We start from the raw sequence: 25,958 nt of genomic DNA, 5'->3' as shown, positions 1-25,958 counted from the left end.
TTTTTTAGAAAAACCCCTTACCACTATTCAACAAAACCCATCCGGCCGGGAAAATGGATTTTATATTCTTATTACACGACGGGCTGTCCAATAAAAAATAAGTGAAATAAAACCTCATTGGACACAGGTAGCTCAAACAGCCCCTTAACCCTTGCGTTCTTTGTCAGCAAAAGCCTCGGCCGCAGCTTTCAATATTGCCCCTTGGATCCTGATATACACGCTGTCATATTCGGTGCTGAATTCTGTATGGTAAAACTGTTCCCTGTTTAAAAATCCGGTATGTAACTGAGCAAAACCTATTACCGGCATTCCTTTCTGAATGACAATTACCCACACAGCACCGCCGCACGGGCCGGATCGAGTACGATCAGGCCGCTCAGCAGCGTGTCCATCTCTGGCTGAAGGCGATCTTTTTCCGTTTCGCTGCGTGCAGCTTTGTTGCGCAGCAGCTTCAGTCGTCGCGCGCGAACTTCAAATAACAGTTCAGGGGACCACTGCGGCAGCGTCAGCGTCTGCGCGCCGCTGTCCAGCTCGCCCAGCAGATGCAGCGCCAGATCGTTACGGGCATATTGCTCCGCCACGCGCGCCATCAGCAGACGCATCAGCCAGCGATCGCGTGCGGAAGTCATACCGGGGCGGGATTGTAACCAGCTAAACGCGGCTTCAACGCCCTCACTGTCGGCCAGCGCCAGCAGCTCCGGCTCCAGCGTCAGCACGGCTTCATGATCCTGCGCGACGGCGGTTACCGTATCGGTGGCCCAACTCTCAGGGTCATCCATCACCTGCTGATTGATCCAGTTCAGCGTGACCTCATCGGCAAACGGCGTGCCGTCGTTAAACGCCAGCGCCTCCAGCCCCGGCAGCCGTGACAGCAGTCCTTTTAGGTCCCGACAGAGGATATCGGCGCGCACCGCATCCGGGTCCGCTTTCGTCAGCGCCTGCCAGGTGTACCACTGTAAATCGAGCCACAAATGGTTGACGCCCTGGGCAAAAAGGTCGTCGGTCTGCTCCAGCAGCTCCATCCAGCTCTGCTGGAGATAAAGACGCTTGAGATGGGCGCGATGATCCGGCTTTGGCGGCAGAAGGCGGGTGCGCCCGCTGGCGTCAAGCTGCGGCAGTTCGGTCAGCGTATCCCAGCGAATGCTTTTCATCAGATGGTGTCCTCCCAGCCAGCCGCCCGGCCGATCGCGAAGATATTTCGCCAGCATTTTCGCCTGATCGAGCAGGTCACGACCGGAAGTGACGGTTGTCATTACCGGTGCGGCCGCTGACGACGCAGTGGGGGAGGATGCGCGATCTTCCCGGCTGGTCTGCGGTACCAGGCTATCCGCGCCGCCGCTTTGCGCCAGCCGGTTTTCCAGCCCCAGGTAAAGCCCGGCGAGCTGTGGACGATGCTCCTCAGCCAGCAACTGCATGGCCTGTTCCACCAGCAGCAGCGCGCCGGTAATGCGCTGCATGGTGGCCATATCTACTTCCGGGTAGAGCGAAAGGCTGTCGAGTACGCGTCCGCTACCAAGCCACTCCAGCGCGGATTTGCGGCTGCGCTCGCGCTGCGGGTGCAGCTGCGTGCCAAAGCGTTGCAGCATGGCGGCCAGCAGCTCCAGCCCTTCCGCCAGCCCGGCTTCGCCGTCCTGATGCAGCCGTGCCCAGATGTAAAAGGTCGCCACGCGCAGATCCTTGCTTACCGTGGTCAGCAGCTTTTCCGTCAGCGAGCAGATCAGCGTGGTATCAATGCCCGAAAGCTTGTTCACCTCTTCGCGGATAAGCTGAAAATCATCGTCATAGCCGGGTTCATCGCCCGCTGGCTGTGCGTCACGGATCGGCAGCAGCCAGGCGCGCCAGTTGTCTGCCCGCGCCTGCGCCAGCCGCATCAGCGCGGTTTGATCTGCGTGGCAGGCGGTAACGATATGCTGTAGCGTGGTCATTCATCTTCTCCTTCCATGGCGGGCATGTCGCTATCAGTCGCCAGCGCTCTGGCGGCCAGAACAGCATCAACGCTGAAAATTTCTGCCGGTAGCCTGAAGTTGCGCAGCGCCAGCAGCTGTAACGGGCCGCTGCCCAACTGCGAGCGCAGCGCCCATTGCAGGTTGCTGCCGTCAGGAGCGGTAAACGTCATCATCCACTGGCTGCTGTCCAGCTGGCGGCGCTTGCCCTGCTCCAGCCAGCGGATCAGCCCCCAGGTGCCGCTGTAATCGCCAAACAGCCTTGCCCCGGCGCTGGCGGTGCTCCAGGTCAGCAGGGTACCGGGTTTGAAGGTGTCGCCCGGCCAGCGGAAGGTTTGCCATTCGGCCATCTGATTAAAGTATTTCTGCTGCTGACCGTCGATGGTCAGCAGCGTCTGCACCACCCCCGGCGTCGGACGCGCCTGCAGTTCAAAGCTGATGCCCTGGCTGCCGTCGGTGAACAGCACGTCAGAGAGCTGACTAAGCTGGTTAAGGGCTTTGAGAAGTGCCGGATTAAAGGTCAGCCCCTGGCTGTTGGTCCGATCCGGCACCCACTGGCTGCCCTCTTTATGCAGCACGCCGCTCAGCTCGGCGTTAAGAAAACGCTCGATACGGCCGCTGTCCCTGCGCAGGAATTCGGCCAGCATCGGCAGTGAAGCATCGTTGCTGCTGGCGGCAAACGGATAGCGCCCGTCAAACGCGCTGCGCCACAGGGCCACTACCGAGCGGTTCCATCGGTCGTTGAGGCTGGCCGCAGAAGGTTGCAGCACCGTCTCCCAGACCTGCGTCAACGGCTGCACGAACATCGTCTGGCCGAAGCCGCTCCACTCTTCGCCCAGGCTGGCGGCAATCAGGCTGCCGTACTGGCGGGTATCCGTCAGGTCGATGCTTTTGCCCTGAAACACCGTCTGTGCCAGCGTTTGCATCATCTCCTGCGGATCGGAGCTGCCCGCCACCTGTTGCAGACGCAGGCGCACGCGGGTAATGCGCGTCAGATAAGTTTGCAGGCTCAGGCTGTCATCGCCCGACAGGGCGTTGGCGGCTTTATTTCTGCCCATCAGCGTCAGCAGCGGGCCGAAGGTGTCGTCAAGCGGGCCCTGCGGCCCGGCGGCGCTCTGGTCGATTACCGGCTTTTTGCTGCTGCCCACCAGCTCCTTCGCCGATTTGATAAGGGAGTCCGACAGCGCCTCGCGCTGCTCGCCGGTCTGCCCCTGCCATGCCAGCGTGTTCATCAACGCAATCAGCGGCGACTGGCGGACGTCGCTCATCAGCGTCAGCTGGTCGGTTACGTCGGCAATATTGCTGGCCGGATTAAGGCGCAGGCTGTTAAGGAAGTTGAGCCAGCTACCGGCAAAATCGGTGAAATAGCGCTGCGTCAGGCGCGCTTTCAGCGCTTCCGGCGACAGATCGGCGGCAAGCCCCTGGCGGCTGTCGCTGAGCACCCAGTCAATCTCATCACGCCGTGACGTTGCCGCTTTGTCGATAGCCTGCTGCACGCCGCCTTCCCAGGCCTGGCGGGTAAACATGCCCGGCACCATCCTGTCTGTGGTGAACAGGCGTCGGGCATCGGTGCCGTTGGTCATATCCTCCAGCGTAACGTCCGCAAAGTTGCGGCGTACCGATTTGAGCATGTTTTCATACAGGGTGCTTTCGGCGTTGCGGCGGCCAATCTGCTGGAGCAGCACCTGACGGACCTGAGCGACCATCGGAGCATCCGGGGTGATGGCCCAGCGTGGCTGGTACGGCAGCTCGGCAATATAAAATGCCCACAGATCCGGCGCCAGGCTCTGCCATAAGCCGGGCGAGATCCCGCTGCGGGCTGGCTGTACCGTTTTCATCACCGTGGCGTAAAACGTGCTGTCCACCTTCTCGGGATGCGCCATCATCAGCCAGGCCTTCAGCTGGTCGTAGCCGGGTTTTGCCCGTGTGGCGCGCAGTGGGCTGTCCGGCGGCAGGTCCGCCAGCGCGTTCAGCTGCTGCCGGAGCGCGACGTCCGCCGGATCGCGGATCAGTCGGTTATTCGCTATGCCATACCACGGCATCATCGCCGCCAGCAGCGATGCATGATGATCGAGGCCAAAACGCCGATACCAGGGCGCGCCTTCCTGATGCCAGTGTTTCAGCAGCCCGGCCTCGTTGCGCAGCGCGTACAGACTGGTCAGCTGCTGGTCGGATACCGCCTGAGTTTGCACCACGGCGCGGGCCTTCTCCGCCACGCTGATTATCTGGTGGCGATTAAGCGCGAAGGAAACCAGCAGGCCCGCGCCCCACACGCCAGCCATCGTCATCAGCGCCCAGGCCAGCGTCTGCTGCCAGGGCATCCCGACGCGACGGCCGCGCAGCCGGGTACAGTCATCCACCACGCCCTGCCAGGCGGCGGATAAGGTCAGGGCATGGCGCGGCATTACCTGCGCACTCTCCGCCGTCCCACGGCTTTCCGCCAGGCTGAACATCAGGCCGCGCAGGATGATGCGCTGCTGCGCGCCCTGTAGCCACGGCGACAGCTGCGTTTGCCAGCGCGCAATACCGCCGCGCGCCAGCTGCTGGCCCAGGCGCAGCAGAAAGTCGTGCTGCCGGTGCTGTGCAATCTGCGCCATCCCCTGCCTGCGCAACATCGGCAGCAGGTGGTTAAGCTGTGAGGCGATATCCTCCGGCAGCGCGCGCAGCGGAAACGTCGCACCGACCGGCTGTTCGGGCCTTCCCTCCTGCGACCAGTCGCTGCTGCATAGCTGCCACAGCCATACCGGCGGCAGATAGCGCAGCAGGGTGCCGATGCTCTCCAGCGCGCGTAAATCACTATCGCTCTGCTGCGACGTCAGGTTTTGCTCTTTATCCAGCACGCGGATAATGCCGTCCAGCGGACGGCCGCAGCGAAGTTTGCGCAGCGCGTGATATTTTTCGGCGTCCACTTCGCCCCCCAGGCTGCCGCCATCAATCAGCACGGTACGGTTACCTTCCAGCCACTGCTGCTCTTTCAGGCCGGGCAGCAGGGTTTCGCGAGCAGCCTCGTCGCCTACTACCAGCAGCAGACGCACTTTGAAGCGCCAGAACAGGCCGTAGCGGGCGCGGAGATGGGGGTTCAGATCGGTAATGGATATTGACTTAAAAGGTACGAGTTTTTCTCTGCTGTTATCTCCTGCCGGGCTGACGGGAGTCCCCGTTGCCGCAGGATTGAAGATAAAAAAGATCAGGGTACACAACAGGCACGCCAGGAAAATAAATCCGATTAGCGGAAACCAGAACTGTCGGGTGGCGGCTTCGACCGGTAAGACTTTCAGTTGAGAAAGCAGGAACAGCAATAGCAGTAAAATAGCTACGGTCAGCAGCCCGAGCCCCAGTAGACGAGAAAAATTTTTCATTATTTAACCTTGCTTCCTTGCTTAGCGGCGGTACGAATAAACGCAGGCAGCAGCAAGCGGGCCACTGATTTCCGTAAAAGCAGCGCGATACCCGGCAACATGATCCCCAGCATCAGCAATACACAGGATGTTCCCCACCAGGAAAATAGCCATACGGGATATTTGCTGCCCAAACACCACAGCAAAACGGAATGCAGCAGTACGGCCAGTGTTATTCCGCCTGCGGGAAAAGGGGCCGTCAGCGCCATTTCAGACCGCTGATACGGCACCGCTGTCTCAATACCGGCCACCATTGCCCAGGCCTGTTTATCATCAGCCCACACTAACCAGTGGCTTCCTGTTTCGTAATCCGCCGTTTCTGCCGCCGCTACCATCATCAGCCAGCTGGCAAGGTGTCCGTATTGCTCGCTACCCCGGTCAAAATCAATCAGCCCGGTCATTGGCGCAGATCCTGACAAATGCAATGACAGGCCATGCGTTGCCGTCGCCAGTAGCTGTCGTTGAGGTGCGGTTAAGCCACTAAACCATATCAGCCGTATTGCCTCAGCGGGCTGCTGTACCATATCCCGCAGCTCTTTTAACTCGGCAGTGAGTTTGTTGGTTTGCAGCGGCATAGCACGGAACAATTTCAGCGCATCCGTACGCGTAGCAGAAGGGAGCAAAGAAGGCGGCATCAGCAATAGCGCTCCGGCCATTTCAGCCTGAGTTTCACCCGGCTGACGATAATGCAGCGCCAGTACTAATACTGGATGCTTGAGTTCCGGAAGCTGCTTATTCCAGTACTCGAAAGGGAACGTCTTCGGTAAAATTTGAACGGTAACCTTCCACGGTAGCGCCTGCTGTTGCCATATTGCAATAATCCGCTCCCGTTGTTCCTGCGCAGTATTTTCTGTAGCGGAAGATGTCTGAACGATCACCGTCACGCCTCCGGCTGGATACCAGCGGCTCAGTGTCGACGTTGCCTCAGCAATCAGCTTCCGGCAAAGCTGTTCAAAGCGGGAAATTCCCGGCACCAGAACTTCATCGGGAAGCAGCGTAGTTGATTTATCCTCACCCTCCTCCTGGCTGGCAAGCCCGATCAAGCGAGGAATGCGCTGCGCGTCCGGGGTTAACATTACGCGGCTGACAACGCACAAATGCTGATGCGCCTGCCGCTGCCAGGCGGTGTGCATATTCAGCCGCCAGCTGTTCCAGTACCAGATGCCAAGAGTCTGCGTTTCCCACCACAGCAGATAGAGTGTGACAGCGGCCATAACAGCCATCAGCGTATAGCCAGTCAGCGACAGCCGCGCGTCTGATGGCAGGGAAGACAGCCCGCCAGCGGGCGCAGTAAGGAGTGCCCATGCAAGAGCGATGCAGATACCAAAGAACAGAATAAACAAACAGATCCATGGCGACCACGCGGCAACCGGACCTCTGGCTGGTACCTCAGGAACTGACCATCCCATCAGTCGATCTCCATATCCTGAAGGCTGGCGATTACCTGCGCACCGCATTCCGTTTTGCAGCCGTGCAGTACGATGCCACGCCCCTCTTCTTCATAACCTGCCGCATCGCATTCAATAATGCGATTATTGCCATGCTGCGGACAGGTCACGGAATCGTTTAACAACGCAACATGCCTACCCTGTATTTCAAACGTGGAGGATGCCGAGATAACTTTTCCTCCGTGAGTGGTCGCATCTCCCAGTACTACTGCAAATTTGCCCATAACTTTTTAATCCCTTAATAAGTTGACGTGGATGGTCTGCCCTGTGCGTTAAGCTTTTTGTTGATCGCCTCCCATTCCGCTTTTTTTGCAGCGGAAACGGTTTCCGTAGAGATTTCAGGAGGCATGGGTACGTCGGGCAATTTACCCGTGTTGAAATAGCTGTCGTAGCCTTTGGTCCAGTCCGCCATATCACGCAGCTTTGCCATAAAGGCTTTGTCCCAGGTCGCATCACAGAAACCAACGGGTAAATCGTAGGCAACTATTCGCTGCATAAATAGTCGACTCTTTGGTAGTGTACTGTGATCGGTGGGCTGCGAAATAAAGGCGCCCACACGGATACGCCGCTCCTCATCGGTTTCCGGGCGCATCACGGGTTCAGCTTTAGGGTAATCCTTGCCGGAGGGTCGGTATTCACCGGTAGGTACCTGGATTTTTGGATACAGCACCACAAAGTTATTAAAGGTATCGTCATTGGGGGTCATAACTTTCTGGCCTGAATTATTTTCCACTTCCGATGATTGTCCCCAGCCCGTTCCCTTGGCTGATGTGGGATTTTTATTCCAGCGCTCGCCATCGTCGGGACGCGTGGCATCGAAATTAATTAACTCAGAAGCCAAAATAGGATTTGGAACTTCTTCCGCATTAATATTAAGAGTCTGATAGTCAGGTGTGTTATAGGTGAGTAAATCACCATCATCGTCCCAGAAAGGTTTGCCGTCCGGTAACGGCCAGAAAGGGGTTTTAGGATCCGGTGCCGTACCGCAGGGCGTGGCACGTGCCATCATCCGCTGAAACAGATGCCCCTTATACGCTGTTATTAACCTGTGTGGTTGTTGCTGTAGTCCGCTGTTCGGCAACCCCTGCCAGCCCAGACTTAACAGCGGTGATGATCCCATTACCCTGTCATGTGGATTACAGTAAATATACAGACGCCCGTGGTTATCCCGTTCAGGGATCCAGCGATCGGATGTGGTGACATCTTTGCGCATTCTGGTTTTTATCGCTGGGTAGTTAACACCCGATGATTCGATACCATCAGGCGTGTAGGTGATGCTCGTCAGCGGTATTTCAGATTTATGGCTTATCGCCGGCGTCCAGGGCTGTTTATCCTCCGATTGACCAACACACAGGTCGATATATTTATACGTCGGCAGAGCGGTGGCACGCTCGGCTATTTTTTTTATAATCGCCTCCAGCGTCTGTTCCCGCGCCCTGTCCGACAGTAGCTCTTTATCCGGCAATGAAAAATAATCCGTAACCTTTGTACTCATGGCATAAGGTGAATTAAGGATAAACAGGCTGTCCGGCGCTTTATCCGCAAGCAGCGTGGCGGCAAGAGCTATCATGGTGCCCTGACTGTGCGAGATAACGCTGACGGTGTCCTGTGGGTACGTTTCACGAATGCTATTGAGCAAATCTGCCAGACGTCTGGCCGCATGGGCATAATATTTACGCGGCGGCGCCGTCTTTAACAGGCGATCAAAGTCCGGCGCGAAAGTTTGCACCTCCACGCCCAGATAACGCATTCTTTCATTAAACCCCGTATCGCTCCAGAGAGAGACAAGATTGTTGGTACCGTTCTGGAATGGTCCGCCTCCCCAGAACCAGGGGCCTTTTTCCCGCAGCGCTTCTGGCTTCAATCCTTGCTCTTTTAATTGGTGGTAATCCTCATTCTGCCGATTAACCAGCGGAACTTGCCAGCTATCCTCTTCTCCGTCAGCGGCACGATACCCCCAGTAAAAACGGACGACCGGAGAATTAGCTTCAGAGGCGTTTAGTAACTGACGGTCTTTTTTATAGTTAGCAGTATCAAAAATATCGTCAACATTATACTTATTAGGTTTCAGTTCAAATGATGTTAATTTCAGCCCCAGTCTTTTATTAAGGCCCTCGCATATATTTTCCTCTGCCAGTGAATACCATTCCCCTGTTGAATTAACACCATGTACAAAAATGATAATCCCTGGATAATGCATAGGCAATTTGCACTCAGCCCTGACGTTCACGCTTTTAGGTGAGAGGCAACTGCGAAAATTCGGCTTCCCGTTATCATCAAAAAAACACTCTGCGTCACGGGTGGGTTCATTTTTTATTTCCATTGAAACTTACTCCCTGTCAGTTTTTAATATACCTTACACGCTTTGGTTTAATGTTATTATTACAGTGAAAATGATCGTCCTGTGACACTTTTTTTAATTTTAAACTTGATAACTCAATCCATTCAGTTTCGTTTCCTTTCTCGTCAGCTCGCGTTAGTTTTTTTAAGAGCTTACTAGTAAGGCTATCTTGGGCGAAGATGGCACCATCCGTTATGTAAACAATGTAACTTGGGGATATTTTCTGCCAACCAAACCTATTTATTTTACCATCAACACCACCCTTCATAATAAAATATATTAATCCCCCATACTTATAATCAACATATCTGTCTGGATAAGCAATAACATTATCACCGGCAGCGTAAATAAACTTACCTTTAAAAGACAAGACGTTATTTTCCTGCATTACCGAAACTTCATCCTGCGGTTCTTTATCATGACCTTCTATTCCGGCAAATATCTTTATTTTTTTATTTGTGTCATTATAATAAACAAAGCCGCCGCTGTTACAGTCCAGATATTTCTCAAACGTAAAAAAACGATGATCGTCGATGCGATAAACTACCTGTGGCTCGACATCGATCTCAACATCCCTTATTGCCCTCCCCCCTGAAGCGCCGGGATAACCGTAGCCAAAACTGCCTCCCACGGTTTGCAGCATCGGTAATAAGATAAAGCCTCCTGCCACGACTACCACTAACAGCAAAACGGCGACCAGGGCCAGTTTCAGGCCGGTACTGACGGTGTCTTCATTTTTATCACTCATAATAATATCTCATCAGTTATCGAACATTTTCTTTTCCTGAGTTTTTACCGGGTCAGGATAAATTTTTGAGTTTCAGTGCATATAAGTCATCTTATAAAACAGAACTATATTTAACTCATTGCGAATATTTTCCTCCATAAAGGAAAAACTCACCGATGGCGTTTACGCTATGAAAAAATAATATCAGTAAAGTGCGCGGGAAGTTTGCACTCAGCCCTGACGTTTACGCTTTTAGGTGAGAGGAAACTGCGAAAATTAGGTTTCCCGTTATCATCAAAAAAACAACCTACGTCACGGGTAGGTTGATTTTTATTTCCATTGACACTAACCCCCTGTCAGTTTTTAATATACCTTACACGCTTTGGTTTAATGTTATTATTACAGTGAAAATGATCGTCCTGTGATAATTTGTTTAACTTTAAACTTGATAACTCAATCCATTCAGTTTCGCTTCCTTTCTCGTCAGCTCGCGTTAATTTTCTTATGAGATTACTCGAAGAGCTTTTCTGGGCAAAGATGGCACCGTCCGTTATGAAAATATTGTAACTTGGGATTATCTCACCCCAGCCAAACAAATTTATTTTACCATCAACACCGCCACTCATAATAAAATGAGTTGCCCCGCCATATTTGTAATTAACATTTCTGTCTGGATAAGCAATAACATTATCACTGGCAGCATAAATAAACTTACCTTTAAAAGACAAGACGTTATTTTCCTGCATTACCGAAACTTCATCCTGCGGTTCTTTATCATGACCTTCTATTCCGGCAAATATCTTTATTTTTTTATTGGTGTCATTATAATAAACAAAGCCGCCGCTGTTACAGTCCAGATATTTCTCAAACGTAAAAAAACGATGATCGTCGATGCGATAAACTACCTGTGGCTCGACATCGATCTCAACATCCCTGATTGCCCTCCCCCCTGAAGCGCCGGGATAACCGTAGCCAAAACTGCCTCCCACGGTTTGCAGCATCGGTAATAAGATAAAGCCTCCTGCCACGACTACCACTAACAGCAAAACGGCGACCAGGGCCAGTTTCAGGCCGGTACTGACAGTATTCTGATTCTTGTCACTCATAATAACACTCCATCAATTATGGTGTTATTCACTCTTATCCGCGTTATCTTTTTAATGATTAATAAACCCCCCCATGATGTTTGACTTTTTTAAAAAGGATTTCTCAACCTTATAGTTACCCATTACCATTTAACTTCGCCCATAAAAAAGGAGCGCTCATTTTATTTAATATGACTCGATTCACATCAACTAAAAAAATAAGCAGGAAATAAAATTCCTGCCTTTTATTCATATCAATCATGATCTTTTTGGCAATACAGATAAGATCATATCTTCAACTACCTCGGACTGGGACAATTCTGTCTCACCAGTGGCAGAAGTTACGCCTTCAATTATTTTTCCGTCCGGCATGGTAATTCGGTAAGGCAGATTTCCAACGGGATGGCCGGTCAGGCCGTGGGTGACAACAAATTTTTCGTCGAAACTCTCCGGCTCAAAAGACTTCATCACCCCCCGCAGGCTCCCGGCGCCCGCCTTCTTTATCCCCGCGTTCTTTATCAGCAGCCTGCCCGGCCCGCCGATTTCAACGTTCCCTCCCTTCAGCCTGATGTACCCCCCGCCGCACACCAGCGTCAGCTCGTCCTGCGCCGTCACCACCAGCTTTTTACCGCTCGACAGGTGCGAGTCCCCCGTTGACCAGCTCGTCAGGCTGCCCCCCTGCGCCTGCACGTCAATATCCCCGCCCGACGCGAACAGCTTTGCCCCTTCCCGGCCGAACAGGCTCACCTGCCCGCCCGCCGACAGCGTAAAATCCCGCCGCGCCCCCACGTCCAGCTGCCTTCCCGCCGTCAGCGTCAGGCTCTCCTGCGCCGACAGCTGCATGTCCTCCCCGCTCGCCACCGCCACGCCCGCCGGCGCGCTGCACAGCAGCACCTCCCGCCGCAGCCCTTCCAGCCTCTCCTCCAGCAGCGCCTGCTGCCGCCCCACGTCCGCCGCCAGCGCACGCGCCTGCCGCGCGCTCGCCGCCAGGGAGCGCATTTCCGCCAGCGCCGCCGACAGCCGCGACAGCGCCGACGCCATCTCCAGCTGTTCGCCCTGCGCCTTCGCCTGGGCGTCCGCCGTGATAAACAGTCCCTTGCCCGCCCGTATCGCGCCCCAGCCGTCGCTGCGCAGCTCGAACCCCTCTCCCCGCTTCTGCTTTTCGCCGTCCACCAGATGGCCGAGGTTCAGCTGGCTCTTGCCGCCGTATTCCGTGCTGAGCTTGACGTGCTCCTGACCCCGCGTGTCGTCCATCCGCAGCTTGTTGTTCGCCGGCGTGCGCAGCACGTTGCGCCTGAAGTTGCGGATGGTGACGTGGTCACCGTGCGCCGAGTCGTGCAGCGCCCCCGCAATGTACGGCCGGTCCGGGTGGCCGTGCTCAAAGGCTATCGCCACCTCCGTGCCCGCCAGCAGCGGCAGGTGCAGCCCGCAGGTGTCGCCCGCGTAGGAGCGTGCATGGCGCACCCACAGGCTCTCGAAGCCGGTTTCCCACGCCGCCCGGTCAAACATCATGCTGACGCGGTAGCGTCCGTCGCGGTCGATGTGGCCGTAGGTGTCGTTCACCGTGGTGCTGGTGACCCGCGCCGGAAGCGTGCCGGCCATCACCGGCGGCGGAAGCGGGATCGGCCGGAAGCCGTAGCGGTCGTTCAGCGGGATGCCGTCCAGTTCGGTTTCAAAACTGCGGTCGCGCCGCGCGGTGCTGACCACGGCGGTGACCAGCATCCCGCTGCGAAACGCCCCGGCGACCTCCTCGCCGCCGGTTACGCTCAGCTCGCTGCCGGGCGCCAGCGTCGGGCAGGAGGTCACCGCCGACAGCCGCGTCTGCCCGTTCAGGCAGCGCTCGTGGCGCAGGCGGGCGTAGAAGGTGCCGCTTTCCGGCGCCGCTTCTGGCCCCTCGCCCGGCGTCAGGTAGTTACCTCCCCAGCCGTAAGATTCGCCGCAGGTGGTGTCGTCGCCGCCGGTGACGTCGGCATGGACGTTCATGTCCTGCATGGCGTTGCGGTAGTTGTAGTCGCGACCGCTGACGCTTTTCTCCACCACCACCGAGCGGCTGGCAAGGTTCCACACCGAGTCGCTGCCCGCGTCGTGCATCCCGGACGGCGGCACGGCCGGCAGCGTCAGCCCCTTCACGTGGCCCTGGCGGCCGTCGTAGAATTCCACCACGTCAATGTGCAGGCGCGCGTCCGGGGTGAAGCGGAACCAGATGCCGACCTCGCCCAGCAGGCGGGTGATAAACGCCAGGTCGTCCTCGCCGTACTGCATCACCTGCTCGCGGCGCGGGTAGTCGTGCGCCAGCGTAAAGACGAAGTCCTGGCCGCGCATCCCGTGCCGCTCGCGCAGGATTTTCTCCACAATCTGCGGCACCGACATGTCCTGATAGATGGCGTTGTGGCGGCTGCGCGACAGCAGGGCGAGGCGCGGCCGCAGCGTCACGGCGTAGAGGGTCTGGTCGGCGGAGGTGCCGAGGCGCTCAAAGCCCGTCACCACGCCCTGCACCACGCGCACCGGCCGCTGTACGCGGCTCCCCATCCCCTGGCTGACCGGCGCCCGCAGGGTCAGCGAGGCCGGCTTCAGCAGCATCGCCTCGCGGGTGAGGCCGGGGTCGGCGCTGGTGAACTCAACGCGCCAGCTGAACGGCTCGCTCAGGCGTTCCTCGCCCCGGAAGGCCAGCACGTCTGGCTGCGCCGGGCAGTCGCGCACCGCCAGCAGGTGGTGGCTGTGGCTGAAAAAAGAAACCGGATTTATGCTCATATGATGTCCTTATCAGGCCGCTGCCGCGTGCGGCAGCGTGGCTATTTCCCTGTGGATAAAGCGGGAGAAGTCCAGTCAGGGCTTAATCTTGCGCAGGCTGATCCTGTAACTCATTCGGCGCGGACTGAACGTTGCATAAGCTGTCGCGCGTGTTCTTCTGCACCGCAACGGCACCAAACAGCGCCATAAAGAACGTCACCCCGTAAAAGCCCTTTTCGCTGGGCATCAACGTGGCGTTCCACAAGCCCGTGACCAGTAAAATCACGGCGATCGTAAAGGAGAGCAGGCAGATGAAGTAGTAAAGCTGCGTGGTCGGTATGTCTTCAAAGCGGTCGCGCACGGTCTTCTGCAACGAAACGGCGGAAAACAGCCCGAGGATCAGTACGGCAAAGTAGTAACCTTTTTCATTCAGCTGCATGTCGGCACGCCACAGGCCGAACAGGTAGACCAGCACGCCGCCGAGCATGGCGATCCAGGAGATTGCGATAAAAGCGGGTGAAACCGGGATATTTTGCGTTTTCATTTTTATTACCTTGTCTGTTGGTGGGATAAATGCTGACTGTGAGGGGCACAAAGGTATCCCCCTCGGGTTAAGGGGTTACAGCGCGTCCGCCTGCGGGGCATCAAACTCCAGCACGATGCCCTCTTCCTCATCCCAGTAAAGCCGGAGATGCTGCGGTTTCTGCTTCGCCGCCATCTGCTGTAGCAGCTGCTGGCTCAGCACCGGCAGGATCTGCTGGTTAAGCAGGCTGTCGATATTGCGCGCGCCGGTATCCGGCAGCAGGCAGGCGGCGGTCAGCGCCGCTGGCAGGCTCTCGCCCAGGGTGGTTTTCAGGCCGTAGTGGCGCGCCAGTCGCAGGCTGACCTGGTTCAGCTTCATGTCCACGATAGTGCGCATCGCGGTTTCATTCAGCGGGCGGTAAATCACCGTCTGGAAACGTGCCAGCAGCGCAGGCTGAAAGTGGTCGCGCAGCATTGGGCGCAGCAGCGTCTGCAACTCGCCTTCCGTGGCGTCCGGGTTCTCTTCCAGCCGCTGCATGATGGCGTCGCTGCCGAGGTTGGAGGTCATCAGGATCACGGTATTGCGAAAATCGATCTCGCGCCCCTCGCCGTCGCGCATAAAGCCGCGATCGAAGACCTGGTAGAACAGGTTGAGCACGTCGCGATGCGCTTTTTCCACCTCGTCGAGCAGCACCACGCTGTACGGGCGCTTGCGCACCGCCTCGGTGAGGATGCCGCCCTGGCCGTAGCCGACGTAGCCCGGCGGCGAGCCTTTCAGCTGCGAGACGGTATGCGGCTCCTGATATTCCGACAGGTTAAGCGTAATCAGCGACTTCTCGCCGCCGTACAGCACGTCGGCCAGCGCCAGCGCGCTCTCGGTTTTGCCAGTGCCGCTCGGCCCGACCAACAGAAACACGCCCTGCGGACCGTTCTCAGCGGTCAGCCCGGTTTTCGCCGCGCGCAGGCGTTGCGCGATGGCATTGAGCGATGCATCCTGGCCGACCACGCGCCTGCCGATTTCCGCTTCCAGAGTCAGCAGCTCCGCCTGCTCATCTTTCATCAGGGAGGAGAGCGGCACGCCGGTCCAGTCGGCAATCACGCCAGCTACCGTACGGGCGTCAACGTCAAGCGCCAGCAGCGGGTTATCCTGCCGGACGGCCAGCAGCTGCTGCTGAAGCTCGCCCGTTTCGGCCTGGCGGCTGATGTCAGTACGGCACGCCAGCAGCCGTTGCGTCAGCGATCTTTCGCGATCGTACTGCGCCTTCAGGATCGCCAGCTCATCCCGACGCGCGGCAATCCCACTTTCAATTTCGGTCAGCCGTCCGTTACGGATGGTTTCGCCGAGAGCGAGATCCTCCTGGAGCCCCTGCTTTTCCATCTCCAGCGCGGTGATCTGCGCGTTAAGAGCGGTGATCGCCTCCGGCACGGTATCCAGGCTCATACGCACGCGTGCGGCGGCAGTGTCCAGCAGATCCACCGCTTTGTCAGGCAGCTGGCGCCCCGTCAGATAGCGGCGCGACAGGGTGACCGCCGCTTTTACCGCGTCGTCGGAGATATGGACGCCGTGGTGCTGCGCGTAGCGCGATTTCAGGCCGCGCAGCATCAGGCTGGCGGTCTCGTCGTCCGGCTCGTCAACTAACACCCGCTGAAAGCGGCGCTCCAGCGCGGCGTCCCTCTCAAAGTACTGCTTGTACTCGCTCCAGGTGGTGGCGGCGATAGTGCGCAGCTCGCCTCGCGCCAGCGCCGGCTTCAGCAGATTGGCGGCATCGGCTCCGCCCGCCTGGTTGCCCGCGCCGATAATGGTGTGCGCCTCGTCGATAAACAGCAGCACCGGCGTCGCCGACTGCTGTACCGCTTCGATAACGTTTTTCAGACGCTGCTCGAATTCGCCCTTTACGCCCGCGCCAGCCTGCAACAGCCCCAGGTCAAGGGTACGCAGCGAGACGGTTTTCAGGCTGCCCGGCACGTTGCCTTCCGCAATGCGCAGCGCCAGCCCTTCCACCAGCGCGGTTTTGCCGACGCCCGGCTCGCCGACCAGGATCGGGTTGTTCTTGCGGCGGCGCGACAGGATATCGACCATCTGGCGGATTTCGGTATCGCGACCAAATACCGGATCGATCAGCCCGGCCTGCGCTTTGGCGGTGATGTCGAGCGTGAACTTGTCGAGTGCCGCCTGTAAGGCTTCACTCAGCGTACCGCCGGATACGCTGCCGTTCACCTGCTCCTCCGCCTCGCCCAGCGTCGTGGATAAGACGTTAAGGCTCTCCTGCTGCTGCACTTCCGGGCGCTCGTCGGACTGCGCGTCCAGCAGCGGACGCAGGCGATCCAGCTGGCTGCGGCTCAGGCTCAGCAGCGGCCACAGCCCTTCGCAGCCAACCAGCGACGGCTTATCGGTCAGCGCCGCCAGCAGGTGGTGGCTGCGAATATGGGCGGCATCGTCTTCCAGCGAGGCGATCAGCCACGCCTGCTTAATCAGCGCCAGCAGCGAGTCGGCAAGCCCAGGGCGGGTGCGCACCGAACGCGGTACGTTATCCAGCCAGCTCAGCAGAGCCTGCCAGATACCATCCATGTCCCATTCATAGCGCCGCGCCAGCACGGTGATATCGCCTTCGCCCTGCTCCAGCAGCTTCAGCAGCCAGTGCTCAATGCGGATTTCGCTGTGGGCGCGGGTCTGGCACAGCGACGCGGCGGCCTCCAGCGCGCGGGCGCAGAACGGATTTAAACGACGCAGCAGAACGGCCGACTGGTTTTCCATATGTTCTTCTCTCTTCCGTAATTAATCAGGTTCAGACACGCTACCGCCCGTCGCTATTCCCTGCTGTGAGGAACCCGAAGCGCATCAGGTCAGAAGGTGGGATTATTTGCTGAGCCGCCGCTCAGCAGTGGCTCAGCAAATAAAATAGCGGGCGGCGAACCGCCCGCTGGGGCTTATCAGGCAGTAGTCCGTTCGTTCCAGGAGTCGGAATGAATGATGTTGCCGTCTTTATAGGTCCAGGTGATTTTTTCGTAGCGCAGTTCGATACGCTCCAGGTGGTTATGCTTCTCCTTCGAGGCGTCCTTGACGTCGTGCATCAGCGGAGCCACTTTCACCAGCTTGACGTTCTCCAGTTTGGTATTGAAATACTCCACTTCCTGACCCGCATCGTTGATGCGATACCACTTGAACTCGGCGGATTTCAGGGTCTGGCCGGTGGTCACCGCTTTATAGAGGTACGGGCTGGAGGAATCGATTTCCTTGGCGAACATAAACGGCGTATGCACGCGGGTGCCGGTCAGCTTGCCGGTGTTGTTGTCGGTCGGGATGTACAGGTTATGTTCCTGCGCCAACACTTCGATGCTGCCTTCACGATCTTTCACATCCACGGAGCCTTTGATGTCCGCGCCGCCGTCGTCTTTCAGCCACAGATAGACTGGAATTGCCATGTGTTACTTCTCCTTTTTATCCCGTCCTAATTTGTGCCGCCTTCTGGCTGGCCGCCGCCGTTTTCCCCGACCACAGCATGGGAAAATGCGCTCAGCGGACGCCGCGAGACAGCCCGAACTATTCAGGGTTTGCTGTTATGTCATCATCCTGTGATGACGTTTGGGGATGGTCTGCCGCCAGGCAGGCGTTTGCCTGCGGCACCAGACTAATTTCAACCCGGCGATTTAACGCGCGCCCTGCGGGGGTAGCGTTGGTGGCGATGGGGCGACTGGCCCCAAAGCCCTGCACGGCAAAACAGGTCGGCGAAACGTCGCTGGTTTGCAGCATCCAGTCACGCAGCGCTTCTGCCCGCTTCAGCGACAGCTGCTGGTTGGCCTGCGCCTCGCCGGTACTGTCGGTGTGCCCGGCCACCACAATCAGCCAGCCCGGTCGCGCTTTGATATCCACCAGCGCGTTAACCAACAGCTTCAGCGAGCCGGGTTTAAGCACCGCTTTGCCGGTATCGAACAGCGAAAGGCTGTCGAGGCGGACGGTTTCCGGCACTTTCTCCGCGACGGGCGCCGGTGGTGGCGGCGGCGGAACCCAGGCGCGGATAGCTTCCAGCAGCGGCCGTTGCAGTCGTCCGCCCTGATATAACCCCAGCCCGAGGCGCAGCGGCACGCCGTTGCGGGCATAGTTATCCAGCCCGGCGGCATCCTGACGCAGCACCTCGACCGCCGCCGCTTTCGGCGCGTAGTCGTCCATGGCGATACGCTGGTAATCATTGATATCGAACGCGATGCGCTGTACCAGCTGGCGATTGTTCCAGGCGCTGCTGCATAGCGCGACAATCGCCACGATAACGAACAGTCCCAGGCCGTAGCGGCAGGCGCGCTGGGGTGGCGTCAGGCCGCCGCCCTCCGGCAACAGCGGCAGAACGCATTCCGGCAGCGGTGAAGATAACGAGGAAGATCCTGCCGGAAGCCACCCGTTGACGCGGTTCAGCGCGCTATGCTGCTGCATCCAGCGGATCCAGAGGGAAGAAGGTGACGCGCCGCCGTCAATCGCCGCGCTCAGCCCCCGGACGACGCAGACTGGCCGCGCGCCGTCGGCGAATACCGCCTCAACGTGTCGCTGAAGCCATGTCGTCAGGCTGTTGAACAGCACCTGCTGCTGCCAGGCCGCGTATCCGCCCGCCGCCAGCCAGCTGCTCAGCGTGCAAGGAGCCATGCTGTCGCGCCAGACGCGTACCGACTCGTCGGGCATCGCCGCCTGCCAGAGAGGCTCGTCGATCATCGCGCTACCTACCTGACCGCACAGCACCAGCGGCACGGAATAGCCGGTTTCGCGCCGTAGCTGCTCGAGCTGCCAGCGCAGCGTCAGCAGCTGGCTGGTCAGGGCTTCATAGTCCTGATGCTGTTGAGGAGAAATACCGATCGTCACCGAAAGCTGGCGGCCCCACTCCGGCCGCAGGGACAATAGCTGACGGCCTACCGCGTCCAGCGCCTGATGCCTGGCCACCCGCACCCAGCAGCCGTGCGCTACGGTCAACACCGAGGCGTCATCCGGCCACGCCTGCGCGCTGTCGCCACAGACCAGCACCACCGGCTGCCGGTAAGCGGTATCAGGAAGATCGTCGGCACATAATGCGTCTTCCTGCGCCGGACGAGGCCGGCCGGCCAGCACCACGATAATCAGCGCCCACCAGCACAACATCAGCACCACGGCAACAGACCGCGAAACCGGCAGAAAAAGCAGACACAGCCCGGCAGCAAGCAGCGCGGCCCAGAACGCCAGCGTGCGTTGCAGTCCGGGACTCACGGCACGACTCCCGGCAGCAGCGACGCCACCAGGCTGCTCAGCCAGCGATCCAGCCCCCACCAGACGACGGCCAGTAACAGGATCGAAAAGCCAATACGCAGCGGCCAGCTGGCCAGCCAGCCGCCGAGCCCCCGACCGGGTTTACTTTCCGCCAGTACGCTCTGCGTCCGCGGCCCGCTGAATGGTGCAACCTGATCGTTCAGCGCCTGCACCAGCTTTTCCCGTTCCGGGTCGTTCAGCGAACGATAGCCGCCAAGGAAACCCAGCAGCATCACGCGCTGGAAGCAGGTCAGAACGGCAGGATTTGGCGCAGGTTCGTGCAGGACTTCTCTCATGCGGTTACAGAGCCTGTCGCCAGCGTCCAGCGTGCCGAGGAAATGCCCCTGAAGCGGCATGTGATACCACTGCACGCAGGCGTCATCCTGCACGCCGCGCCCCTTAACGACCTCGTCAATCAGGGCGCATTGCGCATACAAAATATGCTCGCGGCTTTGTTCGTCGTAGCCGGCTTCACTAAGCGCCAGCTGCACCTGTTCCGCTTCTGCCACGCAGCGCTCCCACAGTACGCGCCCTTCCCCCTCCTCAAATACCGGGCCATGGCGCAGACTGATGACCTGTAGCCAGGTGTTTTGCAGCAGCGCGTCGATATCACACTCTTCTTTCTGGCTCATGTTCTCAGCACCGCAAACAGTTCAAGTTCAGGTTCGCCCAACATGCCCGGCACGTAGAACATGCAGTTCCCGCTTGCCAGCATCTCTGCGGCGGCCGGATGCGACAGATCGAGCGCGAAATATTGGTTTTCCAGGCGCAGCGGAATGGCCGCAGGCACGTGATGCAGCGGCTTCAGCGGAATGCCCTGCTGCGAGGCGTTTACCAGCCCGGTAACGTAATCCGGGCTGCCGACTTTGCACTGGCGCGGGAACTGCTCCTGCAGCTGTGCCGCAGGCAAAGGCGAACGGACGGAAAGATAGAAATCCGCCTCCTCGCGCAGTCGCGGATCGTGCAGGCGCGCCAGCCACTGACGCAGCCGCTTATCCTGCTCCAGAGCGACAGGCACCACCCGTGACGGCAGGCTGGCCTCCAGCAAATCGCCCAACAGCGCGAACAGCGGCGGGAAAACGTCGTTCAGCCGGGCGTGCTGATAAGCCGGGATGGCGCTGACCTGATGCTCCAGCGAAAAGGTCAGCAGGCTGCCTGCCAGACGCGACAGCTCAGGATAAAGCCGCTCCGGGGCGCTTTGCGGAAAGCGCAGAAACTGGCTCAGCACCGGTTCGGCGCTGTTCAGCGCGTTGAGCAACCAGAACAGCGAGACATCGGCAACGGCAAAATCCGCCATGCGCTCGTTGCTTTCGCGGCGCATGGCCATCAGCCGGTTAAGGCGGGTGCGCAGCTGGGTCATCAGCAGGTCAAGCTGCGACAGCAGCCACGGGCTGCTCTGCACCGTAAGTATCGCGGGCAGAAAAGTCTCGTCCTGCGTCCAGCCGCTCTGGCTGTCCTGCTTCAGACGCGCTACCGGACAGACCAGATAATCACTGTTGTCCTGATGGGCAAAACGCAGCGTCAGCTCGGGCTTGATCACCGCAATCTGGCGCGTATCGTCGCCAAACTGGTTACGAATGTCGCGCCAGCGCTGACGATAGCGCACCGGACGTTCGGCAACCTCATCGGGACGCAGGCAGTTGCCGCCGTTCGCCCTGAGCAAGGGCAGCGCAAGCACGACCACGACCTCCTGACCTTCCGGCACGATCGCCGGCGGCAGATCGTCGCCGTTGTCGGTATCGATAAGCGTGCCGTCCTGGAAGCGCACGTGAAGATGACGCGCCTGTAGCCGCCCCAGCTTCAGGATCTCGGGTTCAAATTCGGCGCGGATTACGCCCCAGGGATGATTCAGTCCCCTCTGTGCGATACATTCCGCTGACCAGGCCGCATACGCGGCCTGCTGCTGGAAATGCTGTGGCGAGACCATGACGCCCCGATCCCACAGCGGCTGTTGCGTTTTCATCCCGTCTCCGCCTTACGCTTTCGCTTTTGGCATCTGGGAAACCAGAGACAGGTTGACGTCCATGCCTTCCACCTGGAAATGTGGCACCGCGAACAGCCTGACGCGGAAGAAACCCGGATTGTCTTCGATATCTTCAACCATCACTTTGGCATCGCGCAGCGGATGGGAAGCCTGCAACTCGTCGCCCGGATCGGTCATTTCCGTCACCAGGCCGCGAACCCAGGTATTCAGCTCCAGCTCCAGCAGGCGACGATCTTTAGTGGTGCCGATGTTTTCGCGCTGGATCAGCTTCAGGTAGTGCGCAATGCGCGACAGCAGGAAGATATACGGCAGGCGCGCGTTGATCCGGCTGTTGGCCGTGGCGTCGGCGGTGTCGTACAGCGTCGGTTTTTGCGTTGAGTTGGCGGAGAAGAAGCATGAATAGTCGCGGTTTTTATAGTACGACAGCGGGATAAAACCAAGGTTGGCAAACTCAAACTCGCGGGTTTCCGGGATCATCACCTCAGAAGGGATTTTCACCTGATTGCCAGTGCCGAGATCGTACAGGTGGATCGGCAGATCGGTCACCGCGCCGCCCGCCTGCGGCCCGCGGATTTGTACGCACCAGCCGTTGTTGATAAAGCTTTTTACCATGTTGGCGGCAAAAGCGAATGAGGCGTTGGTCCACAGATATTTGTGGTGATCCGGGCCTTTCACTTCTTCGACATAATTAAAGCTGCGTACCGGCACGGTATCCGGGCCGTACGGCAGACGCCCGAGCACGCGCGGCATGGTCAGGCCGATGTAGCGCGAGTCATCGCTTTCGCGGAACGACTTCCACTTGATGTATTCCGCGCGGTCGAAGTAGTTACCGATATCTTTAATCGCCGCCACCTCTTCCATATTGTCCTTCAGGAAAAACTGCGGGCCGACCGAACCGATAAACGGCATATGCGCGGAAGCGGCTACTTTGGAGATGTTGCGCAGCAGCGTCACGTCCTGTGCCGAGGCGTCAAACTCCCAGGAGGAGATCAGCGCGCCAATCGGTTCGCCGCCCGGCGTGTCGTATTCGGCAATATAGGTGTGCGCGTACAGGCCGCTCTGGATAATTTCCGGCGCGTCCTCGAAGTCCTGACGCAGATCCTCTTTCGACAGATCGAGCACTTCTATCTTCACGTTCTGACGGAAGTCGGTTTTATCCACCAGCGACTTCAGGCCGCGCCACAGGGATTCGACTTTCTGGAACTCGTCATGGTGCATCACCGCATCAAGCTGGCGGCTGATCTGCTCATCCAGCTGCGCGATATGGTGATCCAGCAGGGTTTTATCCAGTTTATCCACCTGCGAACCGGACTGGTTCAGACATTCAACCAGCACCTTCATGGCGGCGGTTACGCGTTCGTCGACGCTGGCATCGGACATCGCCTGGTTGTCCTGCCAGACGTTCAGGTCGCTGAGATGCGTTACCGGACTCAGATTGATTTTTTCAAACAGTGACGCGTAAACACCGCCCGTAGCAGGGCGATCGAGCACGGTAGCGGTACCGGCAGAGGAGGTTTCATTTTGTACAGACATCAGCATTCTCTTGTATTAGTCCATTAATATTTCCGTCACGCTTCCTGCTGCAAATGCGTCAGCTGCTCGCCTGGCGGCTTAACTAAGCCTGCCGGGAGCTGCCCGTCTGCCGCCGTGCTGCAACCTGAAGTGTTCGGGACCAGGCGTCAGCAATCAGGCTTTTTCCGTTGCCAGGGCGGACAGTTCGGTGCGCAGTTCGTCACTCAGGGCAGGGTTTTTCAGGATGGTTTCCAGCTCCTTGCGGAAGGTGACGTTATCCAGCAGGTTGGCCTTCAGGTCGCGCAGAAGATTGCGCATCGCCAGCATCGCCTTAAGCTGTGGGATTTGACGCGCCACCTGCTCCGGCTTGAAGTCCTTCATCTCGCGGAAAGTCAGCCGGACGTTTTCCTCACTGCCGTCGTTGGCCAGCGTGTTTTCCACGGAAATATTGAGAGCCGGGGAGAACGCCGCCAGAACGCTGTCGAAGTTGTTTTTATTCACGTTGACTTTTTCACGCTCGGACAGCGCGCGCTGCTCCTGACCGTGGCTGAAGTCGCCGGTGACCAGCAGCTTCAAAGGCAGCTCCATTTTCTTTTGGGCGTTGCCGGTATGCAGATCCAACGTGATGTTAACGCGGGCTTTGGGGATTTCATTCTGATAAGAGTTGCTCATATTTATTCCTGTAAAAAATAAGCATGGAAAGCAGGCAGAGCGCACACTTTCCTTGTGTACGGGCGTGACTATAGCAGCCTGCCCGCCACAGGCAATATGCTGATTTATAATTTGTGATCTGATTTATAAGGGATTTTATTAAAATTTGCGTTAAGTGACTGAATAGGGTAACTAAAAAAGAATCGGATTCATCTTAAAAATTATTCTTTTTTTGATCTCGATCTAATTCAGAGTAAAACCTTTTAATTAGTTAATTACTTAACATTATTTCCAATAATCACCATAACGGCAGTTATTAATCATGATGAATTACATTAAAGTGCTCTACGTTAAGAACGCCCGGTTAGCGCGTGCTACCGCGTCAGAAGCTCATCGGGCAGTGCAGCCGTACAGAGGATAGTCAGGAACTGTTTTGAAGAAGAGCGCGTTCTTGTGAATAAGGAAGCGCGCATGCTCAGGCAGTCAGGCAGTCAGGCAGTCAGGCAGTCAGGCAGTCAGGCAGTCAGGCAGTCAGGCAGTCAGGCAGTCAGGCAGTCAGGCAGTCAGGCAGAATGACAGAATGACAGAATGACAGAATGACAGAATGGCAGAATGGCAGAATGACAGAATGACAGAATGACAGAATGACAGAATGGCAGAATGGCAGAATGGCAGAATGGCAGAATGGCAGAATGAAGCATAAAGAGCCGGCGCAAAAACGCCGGGCATGTTGTGCTGATGGCTGTTTAGCCTTCTTTCGCCGCGCGAGCGCGCAGCACTTCGCCTACAACTGGCGCGGCGGAAAACGCATTTGGCCAGCCGGCGTAGAAGGCTGCCTGGGTTACAATCTCACCCGCCTCCTCAGCCGTTAAGCCATTGTCCATCGCGCGGTTAAGGTGATAACCAATCTGCGCGCTCTGCCCCGAGGCAATCAGCGCGCTGACGGTGACCAGGCTACGATCCCTTGGCGCCAGCGCGGGTCGCTGCCACAGATCGAGAAAAAGAGGCTCGGCCGTAAACTTAACCAGACCGGGAGAAACAGGCCCCACGTTTTTTTCCACCGTTTCCGCCCGCTGTTTTTCCACCTCCTGATTAAGCGGCAACAGCGCCGGAGAGGCTTCGGCTAGCTGTTCGGCGCTGACGCCGCGCTCGTGAAACACACTTTTAGTCGCGGCAATCGCGGCCATGGCATTTGGCCAGCCGGAATAGAAAGCGAGATGCGTGATAATTTCTGATACTTCCGCTGGCGTAACGCCGCTATCCAGCGCCACGCCGACGTAATGGCCAAGCTCGGCAGGCTGATTTCTGGCGATAAGAATAGCCACCGTCACGATGCTACGATCCCGCAGCGACAGCGCGTCGCGTTTCCACAGATCGTCCGTTATAGCCTCACGCCCAAAGCGGGCCAGCGCGGGAGAAACCGACTCGATATCCGCGACCGACAGGGCGGATGGAGTAACCTTCAACATAAATTCACCTCTTTTCTCTTCAGCAAAAGCGACATCGGCAAGGACCAGCGATATCGCGGCGGCGGCAAGCACTTTTTTCATCGTTTAGCCTCAAGGATCCATTAAACGCAAGACAGCATTCTTAACGTGTTTTATCCGGCCTTATACCGCCCTTGTTTGTGAGCAGGACGGGCGTGACAGGGACAGATTCTTTCCTGGCGGACATTTGTGCCGTTTGCGCTATATACGCTCTGAAGTGCGGCGTTGCCCGGTGTTGCTGATACGCAGCGGCGCTGGCGTAGATTTCGTAGAAGTACCAGCGGCGGGTATTTTGCGCATCCGTCGCGGCATACATTGCCAGGACGCCCTCTTCAACTTTTAAAGATTCCGCCATTTCCGGCAGCACGATATTTTTAAACGCCTGCTGATGCTCGGGTTTCACATCGACAATCACCAGGTTATCGATTGTTTTTTCATCCTGAACGATGCGCTTATCGCCCAGGAACTGCGGAACAAGTTCTGTTTTTCTCTCCTTAGCGACCACCTCAGGCGCCTGCTGAATAAAAGCCTGATACGCTCTGGACGCTAAATGCTTTTTGTACGCTTCATCATCTGCATATACTTCTACTCTGTAGGTCAGATAAGGGTTGTCCTGATGCCTGAAAGCGTACAGCGCTAAGGTTCCCGGCTCGTTTTCTATAGCGGAACGGCTGGTCATTTTGATGATGTCACGGTAGCGATCGCTTTTTCCCGCTTTAACTTCCAGCTCGACAAGACTCATAGCCGGTTTATTCGCCGCTGTTGCGTCAGTGGCAAACGCCGGGCTGTCGATCGGCAGATACAGCGTTACCGCCAGGATTTGTGCCGCGAGGAGCCTTTTCATCATGATTTACCGTCTCCTTTCTT

At 57.6% G+C, this 25,958-nt stretch carries 18 protein-coding genes; all 18 read right to left on the bottom strand.

Going from position 1 to position 25,958, the window contains the following annotated elements; translation table 11 throughout:
* Positions 1-326: 326 nt before the first annotated feature.
* Positions 327-1,925 carry a type VI secretion system protein TssA gene (gene tssA / locus ACA373_RS13545; protein ID WP_370734656.1) on the bottom strand — a complete coding sequence of 533 codons (1,599 nt, stop codon included), beginning with the start codon at positions 1,923-1,925 and terminating at the stop codon, positions 327-329.
* A complete protein-coding gene (locus ACA373_RS13540) occupies positions 1,922-5,302 on the bottom strand; it encodes an ImcF-related family protein (RefSeq protein WP_370734655.1) in 3,381 nt (1,126 codons plus the stop codon). Before ACA373_RS13540 ends, tssA begins: the two co-directional genes overlap by 4 nt.
* Positions 5,302-6,417, bottom strand: coding sequence for a hypothetical protein (locus tag ACA373_RS13535; RefSeq protein WP_370734654.1), 1,116 nt, complete (start codon positions 6,415-6,417; stop codon positions 5,302-5,304). The genes ACA373_RS13540 and ACA373_RS13535 overlap by 1 nt, the downstream gene beginning before the upstream one ends.
* Before the next feature lie 332 nt (positions 6,418-6,749).
* A complete protein-coding gene (locus ACA373_RS13530; protein ID WP_301253507.1) occupies positions 6,750-7,013 on the bottom strand; it encodes a PAAR domain-containing protein in 264 nt (87 codons plus the stop codon).
* 14 nt (positions 7,014-7,027) lie between these two features.
* Positions 7,028-9,112 (bottom strand): hypothetical protein, encoded by a 2,085-nt coding sequence (locus ACA373_RS13525; RefSeq protein ID WP_370734653.1) that lies wholly within the window; start codon positions 9,110-9,112, stop codon positions 7,028-7,030.
* A 16-nt stretch (positions 9,113-9,128) separates the two neighbouring features.
* Complete coding sequence (locus ACA373_RS13520) at positions 9,129-9,878, bottom strand: hypothetical protein (protein WP_370734652.1); 750 nt, start codon at positions 9,876-9,878, stop codon at positions 9,129-9,131.
* A 335-nt stretch (positions 9,879-10,213) separates the two neighbouring features.
* Positions 10,214-10,963: a hypothetical protein gene (locus ACA373_RS13515; protein WP_370734651.1), complete on the bottom strand. Its 750-nt coding sequence runs from the start codon at positions 10,961-10,963 to the stop codon at positions 10,214-10,216.
* A 237-nt stretch (positions 10,964-11,200) separates the two neighbouring features.
* Positions 11,201-13,693, bottom strand: a complete 2,493-nt coding sequence (locus tag ACA373_RS13510) for a type VI secretion system Vgr family protein (RefSeq protein ID WP_370734650.1) — start codon at positions 13,691-13,693, stop codon at positions 11,201-11,203.
* 82 nt (positions 13,694-13,775) lie between these two features.
* Positions 13,776-14,216 carry an inner membrane protein YiaA gene (gene yiaA, locus ACA373_RS13505; RefSeq protein WP_370734649.1) on the bottom strand — a complete coding sequence of 147 codons (441 nt, stop codon included), beginning with the start codon at positions 14,214-14,216 and terminating at the stop codon, positions 13,776-13,778.
* A gap of 75 nt (positions 14,217-14,291) precedes the next feature.
* Entirely contained in the window at positions 14,292-16,949 is a 2,658-nt protein-coding gene (gene tssH / locus ACA373_RS13500) for a type VI secretion system ATPase TssH (protein WP_370734648.1), read from the bottom strand.
* 176 nt (positions 16,950-17,125) lie between these two features.
* Positions 17,126-17,617, bottom strand: a complete 492-nt coding sequence (locus ACA373_RS13495) for an Hcp family type VI secretion system effector (protein WP_253458518.1) — start codon at positions 17,615-17,617, stop codon at positions 17,126-17,128.
* Positions 17,618-17,735: 118 nt separating this feature from the next.
* A complete protein-coding gene (locus ACA373_RS13490) occupies positions 17,736-19,418 on the bottom strand; it encodes an OmpA family protein (RefSeq protein ID WP_301730048.1) in 1,683 nt (560 codons plus the stop codon).
* Positions 19,415-20,089: a type VI secretion system protein TssL, short form gene (tssL, locus tag ACA373_RS13485; RefSeq protein WP_369896222.1), complete on the bottom strand. Its 675-nt coding sequence runs from the start codon at positions 20,087-20,089 to the stop codon at positions 19,415-19,417. The genes ACA373_RS13490 and tssL overlap by 4 nt, the downstream gene beginning before the upstream one ends.
* Complete coding sequence (gene tssK, locus ACA373_RS13480) at positions 20,086-21,420, bottom strand: type VI secretion system baseplate subunit TssK (RefSeq protein ID WP_370734647.1); 1,335 nt, start codon at positions 21,418-21,420, stop codon at positions 20,086-20,088. Before tssK ends, tssL begins: the two co-directional genes overlap by 4 nt.
* 12 nt (positions 21,421-21,432) lie before the next feature.
* Positions 21,433-22,980, bottom strand: coding sequence for a type VI secretion system contractile sheath large subunit (gene tssC / locus ACA373_RS13475; RefSeq protein WP_253458504.1), 1,548 nt, complete (start codon positions 22,978-22,980; stop codon positions 21,433-21,435).
* Between the two features lie 147 nt (positions 22,981-23,127).
* Positions 23,128-23,625, bottom strand: a complete 498-nt coding sequence (gene tssB / locus ACA373_RS13470; protein ID WP_253458501.1) for a type VI secretion system contractile sheath small subunit — start codon at positions 23,623-23,625, stop codon at positions 23,128-23,130.
* Positions 23,626-24,350: 725 nt separating this feature from the next.
* Entirely contained in the window at positions 24,351-25,154 is an 804-nt protein-coding gene (locus ACA373_RS13465; protein ID WP_253458499.1) for a carboxymuconolactone decarboxylase family protein, read from the bottom strand.
* A gap of 40 nt (positions 25,155-25,194) precedes the next feature.
* Positions 25,195-25,938 (bottom strand): putative quinol monooxygenase, encoded by a 744-nt coding sequence (locus ACA373_RS13460; RefSeq protein WP_301250586.1) that lies wholly within the window; start codon positions 25,936-25,938, stop codon positions 25,195-25,197.
* Positions 25,939-25,958 lie beyond the last annotated feature (20 nt).

Origin of the sequence: Erwinia sp. STN24 (assembly GCF_041320675.1) — a bacterium.
GTDB classification, from domain to species: domain Bacteria; phylum Pseudomonadota; class Gammaproteobacteria; order Enterobacterales; family Enterobacteriaceae; genus Erwinia; species Erwinia aeris.
The sequence above is the reverse complement of the archived record's forward strand: the minus strand, read 5'-3'. Positions and strand labels throughout refer to the sequence as shown.